Annotated in this window: 19 protein-coding genes, 1 tRNA gene and 3 pseudogenes; 10 read left to right on the forward strand and 13 right to left on the reverse strand. The window is 58.3% G+C overall.

From position 1 onward, the window contains the following. Positions 1–170: 170 nt before the first annotated feature. From ML_RS08355 to ML_RS16145, 8 genes and pseudogenes are all read right to left on the reverse strand, one after another. Positions 171–554, reverse strand: a complete 384-nt coding sequence (locus ML_RS08355) for a hypothetical protein (protein ID WP_049769792.1) — start codon at positions 552–554, stop codon at positions 171–173. After that, positions 515–1,054, reverse strand: coding sequence for a hypothetical protein (locus tag ML_RS16140; RefSeq protein WP_049769793.1), 540 nt, complete (start codon positions 1,052–1,054; stop codon positions 515–517). Before ML_RS16140 ends, ML_RS08355 begins: the two co-directional genes overlap by 40 nt. A 62-nt stretch (positions 1,055–1,116) precedes the next feature. Next, positions 1,117–1,266, reverse strand: a pseudogene (locus ML_RS19205) (type IV toxin-antitoxin system AbiEi family antitoxin domain-containing protein); the annotation flags it as partial. A 446-nt stretch (positions 1,267–1,712) separates the two neighbouring features. Continuing rightward, complete coding sequence (locus ML_RS08365; protein ID WP_145985190.1) at positions 1,713–1,892, reverse strand: hypothetical protein; 180 nt, start codon at positions 1,890–1,892, stop codon at positions 1,713–1,715. 1,730 nt (positions 1,893–3,622) lie between these two features. Beyond that, a tRNA-Val gene (locus ML_RS08370) sits at positions 3,623–3,697 on the reverse strand. Between the two features lie 45 nt (positions 3,698–3,742). Next, a pseudogene (locus tag ML_RS08375) lies at positions 3,743–4,212 on the reverse strand (redoxin domain-containing protein). After that, positions 4,212–4,634 carry a DUF3052 domain-containing protein gene (locus tag ML_RS08380; RefSeq protein ID WP_010908452.1) on the reverse strand — a complete coding sequence of 141 codons (423 nt, stop codon included), beginning with the start codon at positions 4,632–4,634 and terminating at the stop codon, positions 4,212–4,214. Before ML_RS08380 ends, ML_RS08375 begins: the two are co-directional and overlap by 1 nt. A 150-nt stretch (positions 4,635–4,784) precedes the next feature. Continuing rightward, complete coding sequence (locus ML_RS16145) at positions 4,785–4,940, reverse strand: hypothetical protein (RefSeq protein WP_231846583.1); 156 nt, start codon at positions 4,938–4,940, stop codon at positions 4,785–4,787. Positions 4,941–5,546: 606 nt separating this feature from the next. On the opposite strand from ML_RS16145, the gene aceE reads away from it, so the two are divergent. The 7 genes from aceE to ML_RS08420 all read left to right on the forward strand — a co-directional run bounded on the left by aceE (position 5,547) and on the right by ML_RS08420 (position 15,248). Next, positions 5,547–8,357 carry a pyruvate dehydrogenase (acetyl-transferring), homodimeric type gene (aceE, locus tag ML_RS08390; protein WP_010908453.1) on the forward strand — a complete coding sequence of 937 codons (2,811 nt, stop codon included), beginning with the start codon at positions 5,547–5,549 and terminating at the stop codon, positions 8,355–8,357. Positions 8,358–8,442: 85 nt separating this feature from the next. Beyond that, positions 8,443–9,687, forward strand: a complete 1,245-nt coding sequence (locus ML_RS08395) for a PucR family transcriptional regulator (RefSeq protein WP_010908454.1) — start codon at positions 8,443–8,445, stop codon at positions 9,685–9,687. A 210-nt stretch (positions 9,688–9,897) separates the two neighbouring features. After that, positions 9,898–10,812, forward strand: coding sequence for an ACP S-malonyltransferase (locus tag ML_RS08400; protein ID WP_010908455.1), 915 nt, complete (start codon positions 9,898–9,900; stop codon positions 10,810–10,812). Between the two features lie 99 nt (positions 10,813–10,911). Continuing rightward, positions 10,912–11,259: a meromycolate extension acyl carrier protein AcpM gene (acpM, locus tag ML_RS08405; protein ID WP_010908456.1), complete on the forward strand. Its 348-nt coding sequence runs from the start codon at positions 10,912–10,914 to the stop codon at positions 11,257–11,259. Then, a complete protein-coding gene (gene kasA / locus ML_RS08410; protein WP_010908457.1) occupies positions 11,256–12,506 on the forward strand; it encodes a 3-oxoacyl-ACP synthase KasA in 1,251 nt (416 codons plus the stop codon). Before acpM ends, kasA begins: the two co-directional genes overlap by 4 nt. Positions 12,507–12,533: 27 nt before the next feature. Beyond that, the gene (kasB, locus tag ML_RS08415; protein ID WP_197492536.1) at positions 12,534–13,796 is read left to right on the forward strand and encodes a 3-oxoacyl-ACP synthase KasB; all 1,263 of its coding nucleotides are present in this window, start codon (positions 12,534–12,536) and stop codon (positions 13,794–13,796) included. A gap of 30 nt (positions 13,797–13,826) precedes the next feature. Further along, positions 13,827–15,248, forward strand: a complete 1,422-nt coding sequence (locus ML_RS08420) for an acyl-CoA carboxylase subunit beta (protein WP_010908459.1) — start codon at positions 13,827–13,829, stop codon at positions 15,246–15,248. Positions 15,249–16,373: 1,125 nt separating this feature from the next. Here ML_RS08420 and mutM read toward each other — a convergent pair. From mutM to sepIVA, 4 genes are read right to left on the reverse strand one after another with little or no spacing between them, the layout of a single operon-like run. Further along, complete coding sequence (gene mutM, locus ML_RS08430) at positions 16,374–17,222, reverse strand: DNA-formamidopyrimidine glycosylase (RefSeq protein WP_010908460.1); 849 nt, start codon at positions 17,220–17,222, stop codon at positions 16,374–16,376. A 54-nt stretch (positions 17,223–17,276) separates the two neighbouring features. Next, the gene (gene rnc, locus ML_RS08435; RefSeq protein ID WP_010908461.1) at positions 17,277–17,993 is read right to left on the reverse strand and encodes a ribonuclease III; all 717 of its coding nucleotides are present in this window, start codon (positions 17,991–17,993) and stop codon (positions 17,277–17,279) included. After that, positions 17,990–18,643 carry a YceD family protein gene (locus ML_RS08440; RefSeq protein WP_010908462.1) on the reverse strand — a complete coding sequence of 218 codons (654 nt, stop codon included), beginning with the start codon at positions 18,641–18,643 and terminating at the stop codon, positions 17,990–17,992. The genes rnc and ML_RS08440 overlap by 4 nt, the downstream gene beginning before the upstream one ends. 33 nt (positions 18,644–18,676) lie before the next feature. Continuing rightward, a complete protein-coding gene (sepIVA, locus tag ML_RS08445) occupies positions 18,677–19,414 on the reverse strand; it encodes a cell division protein SepIVA (protein ID WP_041323873.1) in 738 nt (245 codons plus the stop codon). Between the two features lie 390 nt (positions 19,415–19,804). On the opposite strand from sepIVA, the gene ML_RS08450 reads away from it, so the two are divergent. The 3 genes and pseudogenes from ML_RS08450 (at position 19,805) to ML_RS19210 (ending at position 21,487) form a co-directional block, all read left to right on the forward strand. Continuing rightward, positions 19,805–20,005 carry a hypothetical protein gene (locus ML_RS08450; RefSeq protein ID WP_049769795.1) on the forward strand — a complete coding sequence of 67 codons (201 nt, stop codon included), beginning with the start codon at positions 19,805–19,807 and terminating at the stop codon, positions 20,003–20,005. 615 nt (positions 20,006–20,620) lie between these two features. Next, positions 20,621–21,077, forward strand: a pseudogene (locus ML_RS16150) (reverse transcriptase domain-containing protein); the annotation flags it as partial. Between the two features lie 197 nt (positions 21,078–21,274). Beyond that, entirely contained in the window at positions 21,275–21,487 is a 213-nt protein-coding gene (locus ML_RS19210) for a reverse transcriptase domain-containing protein (RefSeq protein ID WP_119607978.1), read from the forward strand. A 27-nt stretch (positions 21,488–21,514) separates the two neighbouring features. On the opposite strand, the gene coaD is transcribed toward ML_RS19210, so the two are convergent. Continuing rightward, positions 21,515–21,997, reverse strand: a complete 483-nt coding sequence (coaD, locus tag ML_RS08465; protein WP_041322890.1) for a pantetheine-phosphate adenylyltransferase — start codon at positions 21,995–21,997, stop codon at positions 21,515–21,517. Positions 21,998–22,011: the final 14 nt, after the last annotated feature.

Below are 22,011 nucleotides of genomic sequence, written 5' to 3' on the forward strand. Positions count from 1 at the left end.
GTAAAGGTGCGCCAGTAACATAAAGGTCCACCAGGTCACAGGCACGGTTGTTGACAAACGCAGGCGGGGGTCGTATGGATCCGTGGAGACACGGACCTTCTGGGCAATCTGACAACGCATCGACCAAGCTGAAGGAGGTGGTCCGGGTAGGCCAGCCCGAATCCAGTAAATTAGGGTGAGGGAGTCTGCTCGGCGTTATCTCGGCCCGGCCTTCTTCGGGGGGATACTTCGATCTGGACTCGTCGCAAATTAACACTGTTGAGTAGCACAGTCATGTCGAAGCGCCGTGGCTTGATGAGCTTGTGTGGGACATCGATGATCTCAACTTCTCCGCGCACGAGCGTCAGTGGTCCCCAGGGTTTTCCGAAAGTCACGTCCAGTTCTGTTAGGCACCGATCAATGTCCCCACGTACCAGGTCGCCGATGTCTTGGGTAGGTCGAGTGACCATGCTGGGCAAACGGTATTGCATCGTGGTACCGCCCTGAATCAGGAACAACGCGGCGCCGGACTCATCTACGGGCGCGTTGAAGCGTGGCGGTAACGACTGTTGCAACGACCAGCCAGCACAAACGCGTACCGGTTGATGATCCGAAGCTGTCCTGGATTTTGGGTGATCCAGGTACGGAAGACTCGAGCAGACAACGGCAACTTGTCTTTCGGTTTTAGTCGATCCAGCAACTGCGCAAAGTTGAACGGCTCATCCACTGCCATCGCGAGACTCCAAAGCTGCGGCGAGTTGTTCGACTTCGGCCGGGCAGGCAGACAACTGGTGCAGTCAGTCGTCCGGTCCAGAGCTGAGCATATCAGGTAGGTCGGCCCACCGGAGGAAATGCGCTGGAAAATCGCCGTAGGTACGTTCACCATCGGTATCCCTTGCCACCATGTCACCTGTCTCGCGTCAAGGTCCTGTGTAGTGGACAATGTAAAGTCCACCAGCGGTACGACAGATACGCCGGCGACGAGCGACAGTGCGGTGGATACGGTCGAGATTGATGCCGCTGACCTATCCCACACAGCCAGCACCGAGTCGTGGCTAAGGACACGCCAGTACATAACACGGCCAGTTGGTACTGATCGAACTCGGTCTCCGCAACCTGTGGCTTCCGGTAAACACCATGGGCAACGGGGTCCAACAGGTCACGGGCAACCATCGCCGACAACTCGGCGTGCGATACACCTTCCTTCACAGCCTGCGCAGTTGTAACGAACCCATGCTGATCCAGCGCTACCTCACGTAGTCGCTCCAGCCTCGTCACCACAGCCATGTCAAAGCCTTAGCCTTATGTAAAATTTGACATTAAATGACCTGATGAGCTACCGCAGAGAAAACTTCCCGCGCCGGGCTCAAGCAGCCAGGTCTTGCGCTCGCCAAAGGCCATCACCACGGTCGATGCAGTTGCCGAACGCGCATGACGGCACGGATTGAAACGATGACGTATGTGAACGTCTATAAGCGCTGCACACCAGGACTCGATCCGTGTCAATCGGACCATCTCAGCAGCTGCACCACAATTTTAGTTCACAAAACGAGGCCCACGCTAGGCCTGATCGACCTGGAGAATCTAGGCATTGATCCCGGCAACGGCTGTGTCGAGCGACAGGTTCGATGCTCGTTGAGGCCGCGGCCCGCTTGTAGGGGTCACCCCAGGGGGTTGTCCGACCATGGTTGGCAGCCACGTCCTTGGCGGCTACACCAAGTTGCTTCTTAGCTTCATGAGCTCGGGCCCGAAAACAGAGCCACCCCGGCTGCATGGATTGCGGTCAGCGTCGGGCCTTCGATCTCGGCCACAAGGGCGCACAACAGGAACAAGTCGACTAAGTCGCAGGCATGCCCGCTGATAGAGTCTGACAGTTCGTAGGGGTCGGAGACCACATGGAATCTTTTGTGCAATCTGAAAGCACATGGCGATTCCAGCGGGGGTGTCGGAGTCCCGCAGGCCAAACTGACTGAGTGGCGGCGACCCAATTACTTCGAAGTCTTAACCGATACCTGACTCGCGGAATGAGACTTATTTGCCAACACCTAGGACGCATTCGGCCAAATTCTCGAGAAGTGGCTGTGACGAACCCCTTGACAACTGCTGGCTGTATAGAATGACTATATTCAGACCCATGGGTTTCTATCATGGATCCATCGCATCCTATTCATTGTCATCGGATCCGCTTTTCGTCAACGTTTGCTAGTCGTGCAACACAATACATTTGATGTTTGCGGACCCTCAATCGCTAAGTGGTTGCCCATCTCCGAGTAATAGGTCATCAGAAATATGACTCAGCAGTAACCATAAGCACGAAATTTAATTTGAGGTGTGACTGTTATCAGCAAACTATACTTTTGCGTATTGTCGTGCTCAGAAATAATTCTACATAACTCAAGTATGGGATCATTCAGAATGATAATCAAATGGTAACCCATTGTCAGTTCGAACTTCATCTCATCAAAGAAAAAGCTTTGGCGACTGGAACAATAATCTGGAGGTAGCGTGTTCCATGCTAACTCGACAGATTTATCTGCCGAATATTTGACGAAGGCTGACTCCGTTGCATCTCGCCGATCGCCAACAGCTTCACCACTGGTTCATCTGCTTCAATTCAACAATCACTGATTCCACATCTATAGCTATCTCGGCGGCAATCGTTCCATCAGGGAGTTACTATGTAGTCATCGCAGCATGCTTCACTCAGGCGACCTTCGTGCTGTGCCAAAATTTGACAGTCCAACTTTATACAAAATTTCTGACATAGTTTATCGAAGGTCTTCCAACAGGCTATAGTGTAATTCGCTAGTCTTAGTTACTAAATACAAAAGCATTCGGATGGTCTAGATACCATTTTCTTTCCCGTACATGTATGCTACTACATCGAATGGATAGGTCGGGATCACTTCAGTGGGCAACGTGATACTTGCCGGCCGGCAGGGCTGTCACACAGAAATATGTTGACATTATTTAGCTTTGACCTTTTTATCCACGTAGTGATGTGTTTTAAAATCCGATTATTCCACTGTGATTTCCGTCAGCGTGAATCTTTCCTAGCCACATAACAACGATAGTAATTCAAGTAGCGAAATGAATAAATTTATCAACTTCTCCGGCTGTATCTCTCCCAGAATAAATGTGGCAGCGTAATAATCCTAACGTTTTCCGTCGCAACTTCACGGTATTAATTTCCAGGAGCGGCATAGTTATGGAAACTGCCCAAGTATCCCAGCAGTCTAGATGGACAGCAACGCCCCACCCCAGCCTGCAATCCAGACGCGTCAGCCAAAGACGAGCAGGGTATGTTCATGTTGTCGTAGTTAGCCCCACTTGCAGATACCCAGTTTCAGGCAGAAGCGTTCGCGCCGAATCCCGAACACTGCCAAACGAACGTAACTTGCCAACGTCCGCGGCGATGCAAACTAAAACCGCCAGCCCACGGTCACGAAAATCTCTGATTTCATCTGTATAACTCGCTATCGTCGAAAAAATTCGAGTTTTGGACGGCACCGGCGAACGCTATGCTAGGCGGCGCGGCGTGCTAGGACGATTGAAGTTACCCCCCCCCCCCCCCCGGGGGGGGTGTCGCCTGGCAGGCTGTTAGCCTGAGAAAATGCTGTATCTGTGTGGACCGCACAAGCACTGGTGGGCGCGGACGGTATCGAACCGCCGACCGCTGGTGTGTAAAACCAGAGCTCTACCACTGAGCTACGCGCCCCATGCCCGCCGCAGGCTACACGCCCGAAGGTCAGCCACCCAAACTTCAAACCCTTAGAGCACTTAGAGCAGCTAAAGCTGTGAGTTTACAGCCGCTGATCGCGGACCTCACCGAGTTGCTTCATCTCGGCGAACCAAAATGATCCCCGACCGATCGACGAAAAAAGTACCACGGTTGGAGTAGCCGGTGGTGTCACTTGAACACAACGCAATGCTGGTTGACCTGACCATGCGGCCAGAAGTCCGACAACACCGGAAACAGGCATCCGCTCCGGGTCGCCCAGATCTTGTGGGTGGTGGCTCGACCGAAATGGCCAGCGCCATGCTGTCGTCGTTTTCGAATTCAGGCAGACGATCGCGCAATTGGTGCACCTCAAACTTTAGCAAATCCCGGTGAATGCCAGCGAGAAAACGCCACCAGCACATTCTTGGTGCCGTGATAGCCGCTGAGCATGACAGACCGCTGATTCTGGTCGCGCAGCGTGAAGTCGGGGCGGTGACTCCGAAGCCCAGCATCAACGCTTCCCGATCCGCGACTTCGGCTGAACTAACCGGCTAGCGCTCCAGTCACCCAAGTTGACCGAAGAGGTCAGCATCAGGCCGGCGGTAGGAGCCGCTTCCGCGATCTCGGCGGGTGGTACGTGACCGGGCTTTCCGGTCTTGGGAGTCAACACCCAGATCACGCCGTCTTCGGCGCGCGGGGTGATCGCGTCCATCAGGGTGTCCACTAGATCCCCGTCTCCGTCTCGCCACCACAGCAAAACGACGTCGACTACTTCGTCGGTATCTTCATCGAGCAACTCGCCACCACACGCCTCTTCAACCGATGCGCGAATGTCGTCGTCGGTGTCTTCGTCCCAGCCCCACTCTTGGACAACTTGGCCTTGTTGGATGCCCAATTTGCGAGCGAAGCTCGGGGTGTGATCCGCCGCGACCACCGTGGAGCCTCCTTAGACAACTATCTGCGAAACTGATCTGCACGCCGTTGCGATGGGCACTATCGTCGCACAAGCCGACCTCGACCCAGGAGACCACCTCAGCACGAAGCCCGGCATAGTTTCAATGCTTTACGTCTTGATGCCGTTAAGCTAATCGACCCACCTGGTGAACTCCAACGTCGGAGCGTACGTGCCAATGGTGTTGGCCACCAAACGGGCAGCGTCGACATACGCGTTGAGCACATCAAACAGCTGTGACGACAACGCCTCGGTGAAACCTACTGACAACCGTCGAAGCGCTGTCATTCGGCACGTCTATGGCCGAGCGTTCAGTCGGACCAATGTTGCAGCCCTGATTGAACGCCCAGACAAAGACGTTTACCTTGTCGATAGCGAAGCTTCTGGTGATAACAAGTTGAGTCACACGAGCTGCGAATTGTCTTGGTGGTCAGCGATTGTTGCCGCTGGAACTCTCGGATGCTAGACGTCGCCGCCGAAGCCGACAACGAAGCACAGCTAGGCCGAAGCGACCACGGTGTCCGGCGTCACTGTTCCATCGATGAGAGCGGTACAGCCCACGAGGCCCATCAAGGCCGCCGCACTACCGTCAAGCAGCAGCGCACCTCACCTTAGGCCTCTATTAGGACCGTCCCCCGCGTGCCTGAGCGGGATGGCACGTCATGTGATGAGCACAACTTGTTACGTTGCCGGATCACAATTCCAACCGCTCGCGACGCGTCAGGTTCGGGTCGACAAACGGTCTCTCGTGACGTCATTCACTCGAGGACCGCCAAGGGCAACCGGGGCGGCTAACGGCCCGAAATACCGGTGCGGCACGATAGGGGGCGATGGTCCAGATAGCCCCAAAGGCATCATCCCAAATAATGCCCCGCCAACTACAGGAGTAGTGCGTTGACAATCGAGTTCGCGCGCCCGGATCTGGCCAAAAACCCTAGCAGCACAAACGAATCCAACAGCGTTCGGGTGATCCGCGAAGGTGTGGCGTCGTATTTGCCCGATATCGACCCCGAGGAGACAGCGGAGTGGCTGGAGTCCTTCGACGAATTGCTGAAGCACTCAGGGCCGTCGCGGGCACGATATCTGATACTACGGCTACTGGAGCGGGCCGGCGAGCAGCGGGTGACGATCCCGGCGTTGACATGGACCGACTACGTCAACACCATCCCGACCGAGCTCGAGCCGTGGTTCCCCGGAGACGAGGACATCGAACGTCGCTACCGCACCTGGATCAGATGGAACGCGGCAATTATGGTGCACCGCGCGCAACGACCGGGTGTGGGCGTCGGTGGTCATATCTCTACCTATGCTTCGTCCGCTGCGCTCTACGAGGTAGGGTTCAACCACTTTTTCCGAGGAAAGTCGCATCCCAGCGGCGGAGATCAGGTATTCATCCAGGGCCACGCGTCCCCCGGAATTTACGCCCGTGCCTTCCTGGAAGGCCGATTGTCCGCAGACCAGCTTGATGGTTTCCGCCAGGAGCACAGTCATCCGGGAGGCGGGTTGCCGTCCTACCCACACCCACGACTGATGCCCGACTTCTGGGAATTCCCCACCGTGTCGATGGGTCTGGGCCCGCTCAATGCCATTTACCAGGCACGGTTCAACCGCTATCTTCATGACCGGGGTATCAAGGATACCTCCGACCAACACGTGTGGTGTTTTTTAGGCGACGGTGAAATGGACGAGCCCGAAAGCCGCGGGCTCGCACATGTCGCGTCCCTCGAAGACCTGGACAATCTGATCTTCGTCATCAACTGCAATCTGCAGCGCCTCGACGGTCCAGTACGTGGTAACGGCAAGATCATCCAGGAGCTGGAGTCATTCTTCCGCGGAGCCGGTTGGAACGTCATCAAGGTAGTGTGGGGCCGTGAATGGGACGCGCTGCTACATGCCGACCGGGACGGCGCCCTGGTCGATCTGATGAACGCCACCCCTGACGGTGATTACCAAACGTACAAAGCCAACGATGGCCGCTTTGTCCGCGACCATTTCTTCGGGCGCGACCCTCGTACCAAGGCTCTGGTGGAACATATGAGCGACCAAGAGATCTGGAACCTCAAGCGCGGCGGTCACGACTACCGTAAAGTTTACGCCTCCTATCGCGCCGCCGTCGACCACAAGGGACAGCCAACAGTGATCTTGGCCAAGACCATCAAGGGTTACGCGCTGGGCAAACATTTCGAGAGCCGCAATGCCACTCACCAGATGAAAAAGCTTACGCTGGAAGATCTTAAGGAGTTTCGTGATACCCAGCGGATTCCGATTTCAGACACCGAATTAGAGGAAAATCCTTACCTACCACCGTATTACCATCCCGGACCCGACTCACCGGAAATCCGTTATCTGCTCGACCGACGCCGCGCCCTCGGGGGTTTTCTGCCCGAGCGCCGGACAAAGTCCGGCGCGCTAACGCTTCCCGGCCGCGACACCTACGCCGCGTTGAAGACCGGATCGGGTCAGCAGGAAGTCGCCACCACCATGGCGATCGTGCGCACATTCAAAGAAGTGTTGCGACACAAGGAAGTCGGCCCACGGATCGTCCCGATCATTCCCGACGAAGCGCGCACGTTCGGCATGGACTCGTGGTTTCCGTCGTTGAAGATCTATAACCACAACGGCCAGCTTTACACCGCCGTCGACGCACAACTGATGCTGGCGTACAAGGAGAGCGAAGTCGGGCAGATCCTGCACGAAGGCATTGACGAGGCCGGGTCGGTGGGCTCATTCATCGCGGCAGGCACATCGTATTCGACGCACAACGAGCCAATGATTCCAATCTACATCTTCTATTCGATGTTCGGGTTCCAACGCACCGGCGACGGCCTGTGGGCCGCGGCCGACCAAATGGCGCGGGGCTTCCTACTCGGGGCCACCGCGGGACGTACCACGCTGACCGGCGAGGGGCTGCAACACGCCGACGGCCACTCGTTGCTGTTAGCGGCCACCAATCCGGCAGTCGTCACGTACGATCCGGCGTTCGCCTACGAAATCGCCTATATCGTCGAAAGCGGGCTGACCCGGATGTTTGGGGAGGACCCGGAAAACGTGTTCTTTTACATCACCGTCTACAACGAACCATACCCACAGCCACCCGAGCCGGAGAACTTCGATCCCGACGGAGTACTGCGCGGCATGTACCGCTACTACACGGCTAAGGAACAACGTTCCAACAAGGCGCACATCTTGGCCTCCGGGGTGTCAATGCCTGCGGCACTGACGGCAGCCGAGATGCTGTCCACCCAGTGGGATGTCGCTGCCGACGTATGGTCGGTGACCAGTTGGGGCGAACTGAACCGCGACGGGATGTCCATCGAAACGGCCCGGCTGCGTTACCCCGACCAACCGACGAGCGTCCCCTACGTGACCCAGGTCTTATCCGAAGCCCGCTCGGATAACGCCGGACCGGTAATCGCCGTATCGGACTGGATGCGCGCGGTGCCCGAACAGATCCGACCATGGGTTCCTGGCACCTACGTCACGCTGGGCACTGACGGGTTCGGTTTTTCCGACACCCGTACAGCCACTCGACGCTATTTCAACACCGATGCCGAATCGCAGGTGGTCGCGGTATTGGAGGCGCTGGCACGTGACGGTGAGATCGACCCGTCGGTGCCGGTCGCGGCCACACGTCAATACCAGATCGACGACGTGCAGGCCGCCCCAGAGCAGACTTCTGATCCGGGACCGGGAGTTCAGAACTGACATAATCCGGTCCCCGGTAAGACACCAGTAAGAGCCGAGCATTGTTTTGGGGAAAACTTCCAGAAATCTGGCGTAGCTTTTAGGAGTGAATCACAATCATTTTGTGCCTGCACCGCCTCGCAGGTTGCCGCTCGAACTACTGGACACCGTGCCCGATTCACTGCTACGACGGCTGAAGCAGTACTCGGGCCGGCTAGCTACTGAAGCGGTCACAGCTATGCAAGAACGGTTGCCGTTCTTCGCCGACTTGGAAGCATCCCAGCGCGCCAGCGTGACGCTGGTGGTGCAGACGGCGGTGGTCAACTTTGTCCAGTGGATGCAAAACCCGCACAGTGACGTGAGCTACACCGCGCAGGCGTTCGAACTGGTACCCCAGGATCTGGCCCGACGAATCGCGTTACGCCACACCGTGGACATGGTGCGAGTCACCATGGAGTTCTTCGAAGAAGTTGTGCCACTGCTGGCCCGTTCCGAAGAGCAATTGACGGCACTCACCGTGGGCATCTTGAAGTACAGCCGCGACCTGGCGTTCACCGCCGCCACGGCGTATGCCGACGCGGCCGAAGCGCGCGGCACCTGGGACAGCAGGATGGAAGCCAGCGTCGTCGACGCGGTAGTGCGCGGCGACACCGGCCCCGAGCTGTTGTCTCGCGCGGCCGCATTGAACTGGGACACGACCGCACCAGCAACGGTTGTGGTCGGTACCCCGACACCGAACCACGACGGCCCAAACGGGCAGGTCAGCAGCGAACGAGCCAGCCAGGAAGTCCGCGAGATCGCAGCCCGCCACGGCCGCGCGGCGCTGACCGACGTACACGGTACCTGGCTGGTGGCGATCATATCCGGCCAATTAGCGCCGACGGACAAATTTTTCAGTGACCTGCTGCACGCGTTCTCCGACGGACCGGTGGTCATCGGACCAACAGCGCCGATGCTGACTGCCGCCTACCACAGCGCAAGCGAGGCGGTTTCCGGGATGAACGCCGTTGCCGGGTGGAGTGGAGCGCCGCGACCCGTGCAGGCCAGAGAACTCCTGCCGGAACGCGCCTTAATGGGGGATGCATCGGCGATCGTGGCGTTGCATACCGATGTGATGCTGCCATTAGCTGATGCAGGGCCGACGCTCATCGAGACACTCGACGCGTATCTGGATTGTGGCGGCGCAATTGAGGCCTGCGCCCGCAAGTTGTTCGTTCATCCAAACACCGTACGGTACCGGCTCAAGCGCATTACAGACTTCACCGGACACGATCCCACCCTACCGCGCGATGCATATGTCCTGCGAGTGGCAGCGACAGTGGGTAAACTCAACTATCCGACTCATCACTAAAGTGCCGGCCACAAGACCAATGCCCTAGGCACAACTGCCAGTCACGCGAGGTGCCATGACACCGCCAGGACGATAGCGACCGCAGATCTCAAGATGCTATCAAACCCGTAGCTTACCGAACAGTTTTGTAGGTTATATACAAAAACCTAAGACGAGGTTCATAATCTGTTACACCCCGCAAAACCGTCTTCACAGTGTTTTCTTAGACACGTGATTGCGTTACTTGCACCCGGACAGGGCTCGCAGACCGAGGGAATGCTATCGCCGTGGCTGGGACTCCCCGGTGCCGCAGACCAGATCGCGACCTGGTCGAAGGCAAGTGGCTTAGATCTGGTACGTCTAGGCACCACCGCCTCGACCGAGGAGATAACCGATACCGCTGTCGCTCAGCCGTTGATTGTTGCGACCACGCTGCTAGCTCATCAGGAGCTGGCCAAGCATGCCTTGTTTGAGAATGCCCTCGACAACCTAATCGTGGCCGGACACTCCGTCGGCGAGATCGCGGCGTATTCGATCGCCGGTGTGATCGCCGCCGATGATGCAGTGGCGCTGGCCGCAACCCGCGGCGCCGAGATGGCCAAGGCATGCGCCATCGAGCCGACCGGCATGTCCGCTGTGCTCGGCGGTGACGAAGCCGACGTGCTGAATCGCCTCGAGGAACTTGACCTGGTTCCTGCGAACCGCAACGCCGCCGGTCAGATTGTCGCCGCCGGTCGACTGACCGCGCTAGAAAAACTCGCCGAAGACCCGCCAGCCAGGGCCCGGGTGCGAGCACTGGACGTGGCCGGAGCGTTCCACACCGAGTTCATGACCGCAGCTCTTGATGGCTTCGCAGAGGCGGCGGCCAGCATCACGATTGCCGAACCCATCGCGATGCTGCTCTCCAACCGTGACGGAAAACCGGTCGCGTCGGCAGCGACCGGTATGGAAACCCTGATTTCTCAGCTGACTCACCCGGCGCGCTGGGATCTGTGCAACGTAACGCTGCGTGAGCACAACGTCACGGCGATCGTGGAACTCCCGCCCGCAGGCGCTCTCACCGGAATCGCCAAACGCGAGCTTCGGGAAGTAACAACTTGCGCCGTCAAGTCGCCCACAGACCTGGACAAGTTGGCGAACCTCTAACCGCCGACCCGGCAATTTGCAATGGCAGGAACAACCACACAGGTCTAAACAGCAAATCAATCCGATTTGCACACAACACATTACGAAGGGAAGCAGACTGTGGCCGTCACCCAGGAAGAGATTATTGCCGGAATCGCCGAGATCATCGAAGAGGTGACCGGTATCGAACCGTCTGAGATTACCCCGGAGAAGTCGTTCGTCGACGACCTGGACATTGACTCGCTGTCGATGGTCGAGATCGCCGTCCAGACCGAAGACAAGTACGGCGTCAAGATCCCTGACGAAGACCTCGCGGGTCTGCGTACTGTCGGTGACGTTGTGACCTACATCCAGAAGCTCGAAGAAGAGAATCCTGAGGCCGCCGAGGCGCTGCGCGCCAAGATCGTGTCGGAGAACCCCGAGGCCGCCGCGAACGTTCAGGCAAGGCTAGAAACAGAAAGTAAGTGACCATGCCTTCCACTGCTAATGGCGGTTTCCCCAGTGTTGTGGTGACCGCTGTCACAGCAACGACGTCAATCTCGCCGGACATCGAAAGCACGTGGAAGGGTCTGTTGGCCGGCGAGAGCGGCATCCACGTACTCGAAGACGAGTACATCACCAAGTGGGACCTGCCAGTCAAGATCGGCGGCCACCTCAAGGAGCCAGTCGATAGCCACATGAGCCGCCTGGACCTGCGGCGCATGTCGTACGTCCAGCGGATGAGCAAGCTGCTCAGCGGTCGACTATGGGAGTCCACCGGCAGCCCGGAGGTCGATCCCGACCGGTTCACCGTCGTGGTCGGCACCGGTCTGGGCGGCGCCGAGCGAATCGTGGAAAGCTACGACCTGATGAACGCGGGCGGACCCCGTAAGGTGTCCCCGCTCGCCGTTCAGATGATCATGCCCAACGGCGCCGCAGCGACCGTCGGGCTACAGCTTGGGGCATGCGCCGGGGTGATGACACCGGTGTCGGCCTGCTCGTCGGGCTCTGAGGCAATCGCACACGCCTGGCGCCAGATCATCATGGGAGATGCAGATGTCGCCGTCTGTGGCGGTGTCGAGGGCCCGATCGAGGCGCTGCCTATCGCGGCGTTCTCGATGATGCGAGCCATGTCGACCCGTAACGACGACCCCGAGGGGGCATCTCGGCCATTCGACAAAAATCGTGACGGGTTTGTGTTCGGCGAAGCCGGAGCCCTGATGCTCATCGAGACTGAGGAGCACGCCAAGGCTCGCGGCGCCAAGCCGCTGGCTCGGTTGCTTGGTGCAGGCATCACCTCGGACGCCTTTCATATGGTGGCACCCGCGGCCGACGGCGTGCGAGCAGGGCGGGCAATGACCCGGTCGCTGGAGCTGGCGGGTTTGTCGGCGAAGGACGTGGACCACGTCAACGCGCACGGGACAGCAACGCCGATCGGCGACAGCGCGGAGGCCAACGCCATCAGGGTCGCCGGTTGCGAACAGGCTGCGGTGTATGCGCCAAAGTCAGCACTGGGCCACTCCATCGGCGCGGTCGGCGCGCTTGAGTCTGTCCTGACGGTGCTGGCCCTTCGCGACGGTGTCATCCCACCCACACTGAACTACCAAACCCCAGATCCCGAGATCGACCTAGACATTGTCGCAGGTGAACCTCGCTACGGCGACTACCGTTACGCGATCAATAACTCCTTCGGGTTCGGTGGCCACAACGTGGCGCTCGCTTTTGGGCGCTACTAAGCACGGGAAGGAATGATCGCTAGACTCATGACCACATCGCCGGAGCTGGTTACAGGGAAAGCCTTTCCCAATGTGGTCGTCACCGGCATTGCTATGACGACTGCGCTGGCAACAGACGCGGAGACCACGTGGAAGTTGTTGCTCGACAACCAAAGTGGAATTCGTATGCTCGACGACCCGTTCATCGAGGAGTTCAACCTACCGGTTCGCATCGGTGGACATTTGCTGGAGGAATTCGACCACCAGCTGACCCGCGTCGAGCTGCGCAGGATGGGTTACCTACAGAGAATGTCCACCGTGCTAAGCCGGCGACTGTGGGAGAACGCGGGCTCACCCGAAGTGGACACCAATCGGTTAATGGTGTCCATCGGCACCGGGTTGGGCTCGGCCGAGGAGCTGGTCTTCAGCTACGACGACATGCGTGCGCGCGGAATGAAGGCAGTCTCGCCACTGGCCGTGCAGAAGTACATGCCCAACGGTGCGGCAGCGGCCGTCGGGCTGGAGCACCACGCCAAGGCTGGGGTGATGACGCCTGTGTCGGCGTGTGCGTCCGGTTCCGAGGCCATCGCCCATGCGTGGCAGCAGATCGTGCTCGGCGAAGCCGACTCGGCGATCTGTGGTGGCGTGGAAACAAAGATCGAGGCCGTGCCAATCGCCGGGTTCTCCCAGATGCGCATCGTAATGTCCACCAAGAACGACAACCCCGCCGGTGCATGTCGCCCGTTCGATAGGGACCGCGACGGCTTCGTGTTCGGTGAGGCCGGCGCGCTCATGCTAATCGAGACCGAGGACAGTGCGAAGGCGCGCAGCGCCAACATCCTAGCCCGGATCATGGGGGCCAGCATCACCTCGGACGGCTTCCACATGGTGGCACCGGACCCCAACGGGGAACGTGCCGGGCATGCTATCGCACGTGCAGTGCACCTAGCGGGCCTCAGTCCGAGCGACATCGACCACGTCAACGCCCATGCCACCGGCACCCAGGTCGGTGACCTGGCCGAAGCCAAAGCCATCAACAAAGCCCTCTGCAACAATCGACCGGCGGTGTACGCACCCAAATCTGCCCTCGGCCATTCAGTGGGCGCAGTCGGCGCGGTGGAATCAATCTTGACTGTGCTGGCGTTGCGGGACCAGGTAATCCCACCGACACTGAACCTGGTAAACCTCGATCCAGATATTGACTTGGACGTGGTAGCGGGTAAACCACGGCCGGGTGATTATCGGTATGCGGTCAACAACTCGTTCGGATTCGGCGGTCACAACGTAGCGATCGCCTTCGGCTGCTACTAACCCGAACATCACTGACACAGGAGACCTGCGATGACAATCACGGCCCCAAAGGTGGTGGGCAAGTCCATTGATCCCCGCGATCCACTACTGCGTCTGAGCAATTTCTTCGACGATGGCAGAGTCGAACCGCTGCACGAGCGTAACCAGTCCGGCGTATTCGCTGCGACAGGCACCGTGAACGGTTTACGCACCATAGCGTTCTGCACCGACGGCACCGTCATGGGCGGCGCCATGGGTATCGAAGGCTGCGCGCATATCGTCAACGCCTACGACACCGCTATTGAAGAGCAGAGCCCCATCGTAGGCATCTGGCACTCGGGCGGGGCCCGGTTAGCCGAGGGAGTGCGGGCGCTGCACGCAGTCGGACAGGTGTTCGAGGCCATGATCCGCGCATCCGGGTACATTCCGCAAATCTCGGTGGTCGTCGGTTTCGCTGCCGGCGGCGCCGCTTATGGGCCAGCGCTGACCGACGTCGTCATCATGGCGCCAGAAGGTCGGGTGTTCGTCACCGGGCCCGACGTGGTACGCAGCGTCACCGGCGAAGACGTGGACATGGCTTCGCTCGGCGGCCCAGAGACCCACCACAAGAAGTCCGGGGTGTGCCACATCGTTGCCAACGATGAACTCGACGCCTATGAGCGCGGCCGCCGGTTAGTCGGATTGTTCTGCCAGCAAGGTCATTTCGACCGTAGCAAGGCAGAAGCTGGTGACACCAATATCCAAGCGCTGCTGCCCGAATCGTCCCGACGAGCCTATGACGTACATCCAGTCGTGACAGCGATCCTGGATGAGAACACGCCTTTCGACGAATTCCAGGCGAATTGGGCACCGTCCATGGTGGTCGGGCTGGGCCGACTGTCCGGCCGCACGGTGGGCGTACTGGCCAACAACCCGTTGCGACTGGGCGGTTGTTTGAACTCCGAAAGCGCCGAGAAGGCAGCACGTTTCGTACGACTCTGCGACGCGTTCGGGATCCCGCTGGTGGTCATCGTCGATGTCCCCGGCTATCTGCCGGGGGTTGACCAAGAGTGGGGCGGCGTGGTGCGCCGAGGTGCTAAACTGTTGCATGCGTTCGGTGAGTGCACCGTTCCGCGCGTAACGCTGGTTACCCGAAAGACCTACGGCGGGGCCTACATTGCGATGAATTCTCGATCGTTGAATGCAACAAAGGTATTCGCGTGGCCGGACGCCGAAGTGGCGGTGATGGGCGCCAAGGCGGCCGTCGGCATACTTCACAAGCGCAAGTTAGCCGCAGCACCGAACGACGAACGGGAAGCTCTACACGACGACTTAGCTGCCGAGCATGAGCGCATCGCCGGCGGCGTGGACAGTGCCATCGACATCGGTGTGGTTGACGAGAAGATCAACCCGGCACATACCCGCAGTAAACTCACCGAGGCACTGGCCCAGTCGCCTGTGCGCCGCGGTCGCCACAAGAACATCCCGCTGTAAACACCCGGTGATGTGCACAAGAACAATATCACATGTGATATTGTTCTTGTGCACATCAATGTATAATGTCACGATTCGGATTTTCGACGAAAGTAATGCGGTAGTTTCCCCAGCCCTGAACGGCGACATGGTATGTACCGAGTCGCATGACGTCTATCGGACTGCACCGTTGAAACCACCCGATGTCAAGCTGTCGTGTTTGTGTCTGTGGCGGTGAGTTGTTCGGTTGGTTTCATAGGTGGTGGGTGAAATGGCTGTTTTTGCGTTTTATGACTGGCCGATATGTTCGGTAGTCGTGGGGGGCAGCCCGGAATCCTGTTGACGTGTTTTGCTGTGTTGCGGGGTTTTTGTTGGTGAGTGGCTGACTGCCTGCTTTCGATGAGGCTTCGTGTGCTTTGCCGCAGTGGACACGATTAGCGCGGCGCACGTAAGCATGTCGGTGGTGGATGCTGCTTGGTCTACATGTTGATGATGCCAGGGGCTGGGCACCTGGGCTGTGCTGAAGGCGATATCGATGCAGGCGTGAGTGTGAGGATAGTTGTTAGCGCCGCGGGGTAGGGGCGTTTTAGTGTGCATGTCATGGCCTTGAGGTGTCGGCGTGGTCAATGTGGCCGCACCTGAACAGGCACGTCCCCGTGCACGGTATAACTATTCGCACCTGATGTTATCCCTTGCACCATTTCTGCCGCTGGTATCGGTGTCGGCGGCTTGTTGACCGGCCCTCAGCCAGCAAGCAGGCATGCCGCCGGGTGCAGCAGTATCGTGTTAGTGAACAGTGCATCGATGATCCGGCCGTCGGCGGCACATACGGCAACCTTCTAGCGCAGATCAACCACCCACACCCCACCAGCCCACCACAACACCACCACCCAAGGCCTCGCGGGTGAGTGCGATCGTTAAGCAACTTACCGAGCGTAAACACGCCGTAGAGATCCTCGGAGCCGAAGAATAACTGCACATCTCGCGCGCTGTATTCCGTTTAGCGGCGCTCTCCAGTGCGTTCGACCCCCAGGTCGGTCATGGCTTCTTTCTACCAGGTGGTCCTCGCACCGAGATCGACGGCAGCATGGAAAAGTTCGATAGAGCACCACACCGACGTCAATCTCGACGTGTGCACGGCCGAAGCTACCGCCGGGGCCGAGGTTGGCATCTAGGGCAATAGAAGGACGAGCGGTTCATGAACTTTTCCCGGTGCATCACCGCGCCGCAACGCCGGCAGCCTTCGCCTTCACGACCATAGGCATCCAAAGATCGGTCAAAGTACCCCGATTCGCCGTTGACGTTGACATACAGCGAATCGAACGAAGTCCCACCCTTGGCCAACGAGTCGCGCATCACATCGGCGGCAGCATCCAGAACCGCGGCCAGCTGCCGACGGGTCAGAGTGGCAGCAATTCGCGCGCCGTGCACTTCGGCCCGCCACAACGCCTCATCGGCGTAAATGTTGCCGATTCCAGATACTGTCTGTTGATCGAGGAGCTGGCGCTTGAGCTCGGAATGCTTGCACCGCAACACTTTCACTACAGCTTCGACATCGAACCGCGGATCGAACGGGTCACGCGCCAAGTGGGCGACAGGCACCGGCAGCACACTGCCGTCCACCGTCATTAGATCGGCTAGCAGCCATCCCCCTAAGGTCCGCTGATCCGTGAAGTTCAACACGGTCCCGTCGTCGAACAGCGCAGAGATCCTAACGTGATCGACGCGAGGCACGGTCCCCAGCAACATCTGCCCGCTCATGCCGAGGTGCACCACGAGCGCAATGTCTGTGTCCAGCAAGAACCACAGATATTTGCCGCGCCGATCAATTCCGTTAATACGGGTGCCGAGCAGCCGGTTCGTGAGGTCAGTTGGTCCAGCAACGTGGCGGCGCACAGCGCGCGGATGGTGCACCCGAACCGCAGTAATCGTCTTGCCTACGATATAGTCCTGCAGGCCGCGCCGCACCACCTCTACTTCGGGCAGTTCAGGCATTTAGTTATGATCCCAAGCCCGGCGAAACCGGGCGCAGCGAATCATAACCATCGACTACACGGACGTTTTCCCGACGCCGCCCAGCACATCGAGTGCTTTCCAAGCCGCTGATGCGGCTTTCTGCTCAGCCTCTTTCTTCGAGTGGCCAATACCTGACCCGTATTCGGTGTCCATCACGACGACAACCGCGGTGAATTCTTTGTCGTGGTCCGGACCGGTGGAGGTCACCACGTACGATGGCACGCCCATGCCGCGTGCCGCTGTTAGCTCCTGCAAGCTGGTCTTCCAATCCAACCCAGCTCCCAGCGTAGGCGCAGCGTCCAGCAGCGTACCAAACAACCGCAAGATCACCTGACGGGCCACCTCAATACCGTGATGCAGGTAGATCGCACCCAGCAGCGATTCCATGCCGTCGGCCAGTATGCTGGACTTATCCGCTCCTCCGGTGTTTGTCTCGCCACGGCCCAGCAGCAGGTAGACACCGAGACCACCATCGGATAAGTTTCGCGCAACGTAAGCCAGTGCCTGGGTGTTGACCACACTGGCACGCAATTTAGCCAGATCCCCTTCCGAACGGTCGGGGTGGCGATGGAACAACTCATCGGTAATGGTCAAGCTCAGGACAGCGTCACCAAGAAACTCCAGGCGCTCGTTGGTTGGTAACCCGCCGTGCTCGTAGGCATAACTGCGGTGTGTCAACGCCAGCGAAAGTAGCTCATCAGGCAGATCGACGCCGAACGCATCGAGCAAAGCTTGTCGAGGCTGGGTCACCACTCACTCCGTGATCCATCCGTTTCCGATGTCTGCGGGACGTCAGGCGCCAACATGTCAGTCAACTTGGCCCACCACGGGTCGATGCGGTCATGGGGATGACCGGGCTCGACGACCAGTGAAGTACCACATTCTGCGCATAATCCAGGGCAATCCGACCGGCACATCGGCGCGAAGGGGAGCTCGATCCCTACGGCATCGATGATGGACTGTTCAAGATCGATCGTGCCATCGACCACGTGTCCTACCGCATCCTCTTCGGTGGTCACCTTCGTCGCACTGTAGGGATAGGCAAACAGTTGGTTCAAGGTGACTTGCACGTGTCCATGGACCGCGGTCAAACAACGGACACATTCGCTCACCGTAGGAGCAGTCACCGTCCCAGCGACCAACACGTCCTCTGACACCGACTCCACACGCAAGTCGAGATTTATCGGCGCACCCCACTCGATCACGACCAGCTCCAATCCAATGCGCGCCAAGCTGGGCACGGTTTTTTGCAGGGCGATGATCGCTCCCGGTCGTCGTCCCAACGGGGTGATGTCGAACACTACCGGTGAGATCAGATGACGTTGCGTCGTGACACCATACTGCCGCGTCATAGTAGAAATCCTACGGCACCCATCGCGTAGCGCCAGAGCAACAGTCACCTTTCCTCGTGGCGATGGTACTTAAGCAGAAAGCTAGCGTGTCACGTAATCGTGCGTACCGGCCGCCGTGCGGAGCTGGTGGCGGCCGCGGCCAACCGAACGAAGCGTACCGTTGAGAAACTCTTCGAACTCGGCGAGCTTGTTGTCGACATAGATATCGCACTCGCCGCGCAGCCGGTCCGCCTCGGCGTGCGCCGTGTCGATCAGCCGGGTGGATTCGGCGTTGGCCGCCTGTACCACCTCGTTTTGCGACACCAAGCGCTGCTGTTCCTTGATGCCCTCTTGGATAGCCTTTTCGTAGGAGATGTTGCCGTTTTCGATCAACCGGTCGCATTCGGATTGGGCACGGTTGAGGCTGGCCTCGTACTCTCGCTTCGCTACTGTAGCGATGCGAATCGACTCCTCACGCGCATCCCCGAGCATCCGCTCACTGTGTTGACGCGCCTCGCTTGCCATCCGATCAACCTGCGATTTCGCGTCAGACAGGATCCGATCAGCCTCCGCGCGCGCGTGACTCAACAATGACTCCGACTCAGTGGTCGCTGAGGACACCATGGAATCGGCATGCGCTTTGGCGTCGTTGAGCATCGCATCACGCGCGTCGAGCACATCCTGGGCATCATCCAACTCACCCGGGATCGCATCTTTGATATCGTCGATCAGCTCCAGCACATCGCCGCGAGGTACCACACAGCCAGCGGTCATCGGCACGCCCCGGGCTTCTTCGACAATGGCACCCAATTCGTCCAGCGCCTCAAAGACTCGGTACACAGCCATACCCTCCTGGCCTCGTTGGTTGTTACCAGTGTGCCTGCTGTTACCGCTGTCACGATGTTGCTGGCTCGGTGTGTCGGACATTATGGCCTGAACAGCCACCTATGTGGCCGACATGGCGGATCACATTATACTGGTTCGCGGTTGAAATTATACCTGTAGAGGGTACATGGTGACGCTCTGGCGCAGGCCGTCCACCGAATACCATCCGTGGAACGGCCGATGACCGCTACGCACTCTGGCCATCGCGGCCGAGCGGGAAGTGACATCGTCATCGTATTCCTACACCGCTGCGGCGTTGGCTCGATCACTGTTCTGCAAGGGAGCTAACTTCTATCGCCGCCATGACATTTGAGATCAGCTACCACCAATCTCATGGTGAAGTGAGTGATTGTCCTGGCCCTGCTGATGAATTGGCAATTCATCAGAGCAGAGCTCATCGGCGAGCTACCGATGATCATGATATCTGGCCGTTTTACTCCGGCTGTTCGTGCGCTCTCGACTCATCGACACCGCCCGCCATCAGGCCATGGCATTGCTGACTCGATGAAAGCTGATGCCGCGATGGACATGTCCATCGCGGCATGAGCTCCAAAGGCGATAACACACTGCGGTGACAACTGTTTTTGCCCCAGGGTTTTACCTCGGTCTCCCATGATGTTCATCATGGGAGCGGCTAGCCACTGTAGGAGACCTCGTTGTCAAATCTGTTGCTCGCTGGTGTTATCGCCGCCTAGATACCCCAAATCATTTTGACAAAAATTCTTTTTCGCCTATTACCCAGTCAGGGTAGCACTGTGGGGGCCGATCGTGGCAATCAGCCGTTCCCGGCTTAATGCCGCATATCCAGCACAGTGCTGGGCTAGGAGCGCCGTCGACCGACCGGTTCGGAATAGAACAGAACCACCGTAGTAAACCACCGTAGTAATAGTAGTCCGAGGTCGGAAAAGGCGACTAATGATCAAGGAGCAGCGAATTCGCAAAGGCATTAGGAGGTTATCATGCCGGATGATGCGCCGCTGAATGGTGGTGCTCTGTGCAAGCAGGACCTGATGGACCCTAGCGGTAAGGATCGGAAATACAGGTCAAACGTCACCGATGGGCGACAGCCGATCCCGGCCACCGGTTCGATGATCTGTTCAATTCCGTCTCCGACCCAGTCACCTTGGTGGTGGCATTGATCGGGTAGCAACCAACCCGAGTGCCCGTACAACAGCAAGATCGAACGGGCTGACTGTGGACACCCGCATCAACTCCAAGGTGAAGTACCGATGTTCCTAGGAGGGCTACGCATACCGCTCAAAAGTGAGCAGTTCCAACCTCAACCGGTGCAGGATACACAAGATCCCCAAATCAAGCAGGTCGGGCAAGTTGCTGTTGCTGGAGATTCCCACGGTGGCCGACCATGTCGTCTTCCAGGTGACGCTAAAACTGTTGCTAGAAACCATCTTCGAGACCGACTTCAAGCCATTTTCCTGCGGGTTTCGGCCCGCCCAGCGCACACACGACGCCATCGCCGAGATCCATCTGTTGGCCACCCAGGAATACCGATGAGTGTTAGACACAGATATTTGAGACGTACTTTGACCACGTAGACCACCCGACCCCAATAGACCAGGTGCTCCAGCGGATCAAAGACAAGCGGGTGCTGCGGCTGGTCAAGTCGTTCCTCAAGGTCAGGATCCTCAGTGAACTCGGCGAACTACGAGAACACCCATATCAGCACGCCGCAAGACAGCCTCTTGGTCCCGCTGCTGGCCAACATAGCGTCGGCAGTACTCGATAAGCACCTACATATGCCGCGGAAACCGCGGCAACCAAGGTTGACCAGTACGCCGACGCCGTGGCTGGAAAGGACTGCCGAACTGGCGCCTAGTTGGTTACGCGGACGATTTTGTAGTGCTGGTCAAAAGATCCCAAAGCCACATCGAAACACTACGCAAAGACATCACTTGGGCGCTCGAACTAATGGGATTGCACCTATCCGAGACCAAGACCCAAACAGTACACATAAGTGAGGGGTTCGACTTTTTTGGTGCCACGTTCAGTGGCACCAAAAAACAGCAATAACCCAAACCTAGTTTTTTGACCGCGGCCTTAACTAGTGCCGGACATCTTTTCCCGGAATCGGCGGTTCACCGATTCCGGCAATAGCTCTGAAACGTCGCCGCCTAGCATAGCAACCTCTTTGACCAACGACGACGATACGAACGAATACCGCGGCGCCGTTGCGACGAAGAAAGTGTCGACGCCTGCGATGTGTTTGTTCATCTGCGCCATCTGCAGCTCGTATTCGAAATCCACGCCGGTGCGCAGGCCCTTCACGATGGCTGTCATCCCACGGGACCTGACTAAGGCGACCACCAATCCCTCTCCGGCCTCCACACGCAAGTTAGGCAGGTGCATCGTCGACTCATTGATCATCGCTATCCGCTCGTCGAGGTCGAACATGCCCTTCTTGACGGGGTTGATCAGGATCGCGACCACCACCTCGTCGAACTGAGCCGCAGCGCGTTCAAAAACGTCGATGTGGCCCAACGTCACCGGATCGAATGACCCCGGACATACCACACTGCTCATGATCGAAACGCTAC

The organism is Mycobacterium leprae TN (assembly GCF_000195855.1).
Lineage (GTDB): Bacteria > Actinomycetota > Actinomycetes > Mycobacteriales > Mycobacteriaceae > Mycobacterium > Mycobacterium leprae.

What these genes read in the sequence shown, in the direction of transcription:
- ML_RS16140 (WP_049769793.1), bottom strand. Translation starts at nt 1,054, where the DNA reads ATGTACTGGCGTGTCCTTAGCCACGACTCGGTGCTGGCTGTGTGGGAT.
- ML_RS16145 (WP_231846583.1), bottom strand. Translation starts at nt 4,940, where the DNA reads ATGACAGCGCTTCGACGGTTGTCAGTAGGTTTCACCGAGGCGTTGTCG.
- kasB (WP_197492536.1), top strand. Translation starts at nt 12,534, where the DNA reads ATGACCACATCGCCGGAGCTGGTTACAGGGAAAGCCTTTCCCAATGTG.
- ML_RS08420 (WP_010908459.1), top strand. Translation starts at nt 13,827, where the DNA reads ATGACAATCACGGCCCCAAAGGTGGTGGGCAAGTCCATTGATCCCCGC.
- mutM (WP_010908460.1), bottom strand. Translation starts at nt 17,222, where the DNA reads ATGCCTGAACTGCCCGAAGTAGAGGTGGTGCGGCGCGGCCTGCAGGAC.
- coaD (WP_041322890.1), bottom strand. Translation starts at nt 21,997, where the DNA reads ATGAGCAGTGTGGTATGTCCGGGGTCATTCGATCCGGTGACGTTGGGC.